Source organism: Enterococcus sp. VV15 (assembly GCF_005236045.1).
GTDB lineage: Bacteria > Bacillota > Bacilli > Lactobacillales > Enterococcaceae > Enterococcus_B > Enterococcus_B durans.
Genome location: NZ_QPTY01000063.1, coordinates 1 through 5,482, shown reverse-complemented (window position 1 = coordinate 5,482; position 5,482 = coordinate 1). Strand labels below are relative to the sequence as shown.

The following is a 5,482-nucleotide window of genomic DNA, read 5'->3' as shown; positions in this document are numbered from 1 at the left end:
ACAGATTTTAGAGAAAAAACTGGTCGATTCTACAATGAGATGAATGATGAGAACGATAGTTCAAAGGTCACACAAGAAAAGTTGAATTTTATTGCCAATTCTATCGGGCAACAACCAACGCGTGAAACCCTGTTATCTCCAACAGGGATACTTTATCTATTGAGTATCTTACAAAATTTCCAATTGCCTCCAGAAGGGGGACCAACGCAAGAAAATGCTGTTCAAAAAACCTCCGCAACGTTTGAAGCAAACACGGTGGTACAAACGAGGCATGAAAGAGAAAAAGTAAGAATTGATTCATTTCTATCAAGTTCTACGGTGAACACGACACGTGTGAATCAGCCTACACCGCTGAATCGAACAGAAAAAAGTGGCGCCATACAAGAATCTTCATCAGGATCCCCTAACCATGTTTATTTTTTGACAGATGAAGTTCATAACCTGAGCCTGGAACTCCATAAGATGGCCTATGGTATTAAGGAGCTTTCAAATTGTACGACAGAAAAAGAAACTTTTCAGTTAGGTGGAACGATTGAAAAAACTCATTTTAATACGATTTGTCAAACAGCAACCGCTAAGTCTGATCAAGTGAATAAACAGGATCCAATTCAATCAGAGGAGATCAAACACTTTTCTTTTGCAAGTTCTTCGGAAAAGGAAAAAGGAACAGCTAATTCTTTTTCAAGTGGAGAAGCAGCTCAAATGTTGAGAAAAAATTTTCAAGCATTCTTTGAAAAAGAACATGGACAGAGCCATAACTCTAACGATAATGTGGTTTCCCAGCAGGCATCTTTTTGGGAAGAACTGACTGAAACGTTTTCTTCTTTTTTTAGTCAATTTGAACAGCCAACTGATTCAGAACAACAGGGAGGTGCGTCAGGTGACTCGCTTATGGATTGTTTTTTAAGTATGATGATGCGGACTTTTTCGGTTCACTATGAGAACCCGGAGTCAGTGGCTCAACGAGCGAAACATGATGTGGGGTGGTTGCTTCGTTCACACGCTTCAAATTACTCTGGAACTACAAAACCACCGAAAAGTAAGTCATCGGGGCCAAAAAGTAAACGTCCAACTTCGGAAAAAATGGAGTTTGTTCTAAAAGAAAATGAGGCCGACTTTTTAACAAAGCTAGGTCATCTAACGAGTGAATTTGCAACCACGCTGGATGGTTTCGTCCAAAGAATGATTCCAACCCTCGGTGCTGAAGCAAAGCCACTTTCCGTGCCATCGATACCAACTGAAGCAACTTCAATAGACGAACAAGCTGATAGGGCAGTATCTCCAAGCATTGACCCTGAGACAAGACAAGTCCATGAAATCAATGAAACCATCGTAAATAATCGGATTCCTTCGAGTCGTTATCAAGAACCTTTGCCGATATTCTTTTATGATCACGACCTTTTTCAGAAAAAAAATGAAACAAGGAACGTAAATAAAAAGCTTAAAGAATTCTTCATAAAAGAAAAAATAGCGAATGATACAACTCCGGATGTGGAACTACTAGACATTGCTCAAAAATGGATTGGAAATAAAAATTTAGATAAATTGGAAAAAAAACATTTTTTGGCGTACACTATCCTTGAAAATTATGGAATAGAGAACGTGAGGTAGGGAGAATTTATAGCTGCTGGTAAATTACAGGACATCTTTTTACAGTGGAAAACCAATACGTTATTAGAAGATTATACATACAAAGAAATCACTAGTAAGACGATTCAGTATGATTTGTCTGAAACAGACCCTGTCTTAATCACTTCTTTTAATGAATATAAAAAAGAGAACGATTGCATATTCGTTGAATTTACGAAGGGGGTACCACACACTATTCCTAGCACTCAGTTACTCTCACCTATCTATCATGAGGATAGTTTGTTTCGAGCACGTGGAAGGACAGAAGATGTAAATGAAGAAGTCTGGCACTTTCTTGTTAGACAAAAATTTTCGAAGGACCTTACATCGTCAAGAGAGCTAGTTCAAAAGGTGCAAGAATGGATTTTTGCGGGAGAAAATTACGGAGCGATTATAGAAAGACAACGTCAAATTGCTGAGCTAATTTGTGAAGTATATGGGGTGACAACTGAAAATATGTCTCCTGATATGGCACGGTTCTATTTGTTGCAATGGGAAGATAATAACGCACAAGTAGGTTACAGCTTTAGAGAAGTTAAACAGGAGAAAGATGGTGAATTCACGACAGATGAAGCAACTGAAACGGAGAATCTTGAGAAAAAAATTACGGATTTTATTCAGAAAAATGGCATTGAACTCCCACAACCAAATAAACAACAGCTTCCTAATCTTGATGAAAAACAAAAAGAGGATCAACGCATAAAAATTGCTTCTTTGTTAACTGATAATGGGCTACCCTGTGCGTATAATGGTCCTAAACAGATTGTTCAAGCGGTCACAGAGTGGTTATTTCTTGGGAGAGTAAATCCGGAGTCAGTGCATGCTATTGAGCTAGATGGAAGCATCTCGGAGCCATTGGATTCTCTTGGAATTAATGAGACCAGCCCAGAAGCATTGTATGCTTTTAAAATCAAGCAATTAGCCAATGTGCTCCTTGAAAAGGAGGAAGGAGAAAAAATCTCAGAAGAGCTAGCAACTGAAATTGTTGGTGAATGGCTAACTGATACAACTAAAGAAGGTGCCCGCTTACAGGAACTTAGAGCAAAAGATGGGTTCATATCTCGTGATGTTACTTCTGTATGGCAAAGTCCGAAACTGATGGGAAAAGTAGAGGAATTTTTGCGCAAAGAGAATTTACTGCCATCTGGCACGGCAACAAAAGAAACCGTATTGCTTGCCGCAGGAAAATGGCTCATGCCAGAGGAGAATAAAAATGTTTTTCATAAAGGAAATCTTCAGGCTTTCGCTAAAGTACTAACCAAAGAGTTGAATTTTTATGGAGGAAAAGGCGAGAAAATAGCAGATAACGTTGCTGAAATGATGGTGAAAAAGTGGGTATTCGAGAATATACTGGGAGGATCGCTTGCGGAATATCTAGCTAAGCAAATGATGGAAGTACCAGATCCATCCACATTTACTGTCTCTGATCTTGAAGGTAAGATTAATGGTGCTTTGAATGACTTCCACCATAGAATCTCTCTAGATGAATTTAGAGACCAGGCGAGAGAACAGGAGCATAATTTTGGTTTGCTATGGAGGAATTTAGTTCAAACGTCACTACCGGTTGATATTAATTTTCTAGATAAAAAGGAATTAATTTCTCATTCTGGACTATTGCCACAGCTGATAGGTGGAAAACTATTAGAGTTTGTAGGGGATCACAACGAAATTAATGAGTCACAAAAGAGAAGCTTAGGTGCTGCTTTCATGGATAGTGTGGCTGAAAAAAAACAACTAAGTTTCAGCGAGCTACAGACAATTTTTTTGCCTGCATTGCTTGCAACAGCCGAACTAGAACCAGATTCATTACGTGAAGCTTTCGTTAAAGGAAACTATAAAGAATTTGCTCTAAATACATTCATTAGCTACTGGAAAATAGGCTATTTCAAAATAGTAGAGGAGCAAAAAACGATTGATACTTTATTTCAATCCTATCAAAAAGCAATACTTAATTGGCGTAGTAAAAGTGCTTTAGCAGAAGAAGTGATTCAAGCGTGCTATGATGCCGATGCAAAACTCATAGGTGAAAGACCTCTCCACCCATTGGGCGTTCCACCGTTTCACCAAACAACACGTGAAGAAGCGATCGACTACTATCTAAGTGGAGAAAATCCTTGCCCGACATTGAACAGGCCTCTCCCTGTTTTGGAAGAAAAATATAAAGAGTTGACAAATAATGCGGCAAATGCTTATTGGCAGTTGGATAATAAGATTGTTGAAATAGCACTGAATGCTATGGATCCAACTGAGTCCCAGTTTCTTTTTTCGCAAGAGACCCAGATTTATGAAGCGTCTGCAAGTATTCGAAAAGAATTTGCTACTAGTCAAGGATATCCTGCATGGAAAAATGTACCATTAAAAGACACCGATTTGTTCATGGCGAAACAAGGTAAGGAAGAACGAGTGTATGGTTTGAAAAAGTTGGGAAAGGAACTAGGTTATGGTGTCTATCGAGTCGATAAGAACCCAGAGTTATACAACAAATATGAGTTTTTCTCGGAGGAGTACGTCCGCATTCGTGATCGATTAGAAGTGAGTGTGAATAAAGACGATCAGAATTTTATAAATATGCATGGACAATCCTTTAGTGTCCAATCAATATTTGCCGGGAGATTAGGCTGGAAACACCGTCATAATTTGTATGACCGATTGTATAAAGAGGGAAATGAAAAAACAAGGAGAGAAAAAGGGATTGACATGCTTTTGAGTTTGGTTCCTTTTTATGACTGTGTGACAGGGATCATCGAAAAAGATTCAAATAAGGCGGTTCCATCTTGTGTGATTGACGTTGTTTTATTGATCCCAGTAGTAGGAGAGGCGATGGGGTTCACTGCAAAATTTGGGCTAGGTGTGGCAAAAGAACTTATAAAGAGGGGAATAAAAGGTGTGTTAAAAAACAGTAAATATTTTCTCCCTACCCGCGCTGAATCACTAAAATTTGGAGTTTCTCTGGTTCGATACATTGATCCAGGTATCGAATTTGTATCTGATATCAGTAAACTGTTGCCCAAATTAATGAAATTGAACTTTAAAGGTCAAAGCAAAGAAGTAAAGAATCTTATAGCAACGTTAGAAAAACTACAAAAAGAAACCTCTGTTGCTTCGGAATCCATCGTGAAGGCTCGATTGCCGAAAGGTGGTCCAGAGGTACCGGTGAAACGCGTAGATGAACATTTATATGTACAGGTGATGAATCCACAGGGAGATAAATTCGGTGAATACTTCCTATTGAAAAATAACCAGTTAGAAGTTTTTAAAGGTCCAGTAAAATTTTCAGAAGAACAGAAAAAACAGATCAATAGTGTAGCCGTTAAAATAAAAGATAATCAGAGGTTTATAGACGAAAAAAATGTACACCCCACGGCTTATGGTGAAGGGAGTATCAGGACTGTATTAGAAGCAGAAAAGTCGAATAAGTTATTGATTAAAATGAATAATCAATGGATTCCCGTCAGAGAGACTCCGATTGAGGGGCTTGGTGTGCGTTACGATGCAGAGATTGAAAGAAAACTTATTCCTGTAAACTTCAACGGTGCCGAGTGGTATTTTGAAGCAACGACTTCGCCTTTTTTAGGAAAAAAAGTAAGTAACAAAATCGGGAAAAAACTCAAACGTTTCGAAACTCATTCAAATCCGACCATATTTTCAGCACCAGATGAGAGAGGATTAGTGCGGGATACTTCGGGAAGATCTTATATCAAGATAAAAAATCACTATGTACCGCTCATTTTACTGGATAAGGGGGCAGAGCGTTACCATTTAGTGAAAAAAAACGCAAACAGCCCCATGACGATTCTAAGATTCCACCCAGAAATCAATCAATTTCGTGGTGAAACATTCTTGGAGAAAAAGA

General features: G+C 38.5%; 2 protein-coding genes. Both read left to right on the top strand.

Annotated elements, in window-relative coordinates:
* Positions 1–1,611, top strand: a 1,611-nt coding sequence (locus DVW83_RS15745) for a QWxxN domain (protein WP_238699435.1), incomplete at its 5' end; no start/stop codon positions are given.
* 114 nt (positions 1,612–1,725) lie between these two features.
* A partial coding sequence (locus DVW83_RS13980) for a QWxxN domain (protein ID WP_238699434.1) occupies positions 1,726–5,482 on the top strand: 3,757 nt, incomplete at its 3' end.